Below are 229 nucleotides of genomic sequence, written 5' to 3'. Positions count from 1 at the left end.
CCCTGGAAGCATTGAGCGCCAGCGTGATCCCGGAAAGCATCAAGGGCACCAGCGTGCTCGGCCTGGAAGACGGCCTGAGCGAAGCCGACGCACTGGCCAAGATCAAGGCCATCGCCCGCAAGAACCAACTGTTCAAGACCTACATCGGCCAGGGCTACTACAACTGCCACACGCCGTCGCCGATCCTGCGCAACCTGCTGGAAAACCCGGCCTGGTACACCGCCTACAC

1 protein-coding gene is annotated in these 229 nt (G+C 62.4%); it reads left to right on the top strand.

Going from position 1 to position 229, the window contains the following annotated elements; translation table 11 throughout:
* Positions 1-229 (top strand): hypothetical protein (locus ACX6XY_RS30560; RefSeq protein WP_460338014.1); only part of this gene is annotated, 229 nt, incomplete at both ends.

The sequence above is a fragment of the Streptomyces sp. O3 genome (assembly GCF_054788135.1).
This window is presented reverse-complemented; position numbering and strand designations above follow the sequence as displayed.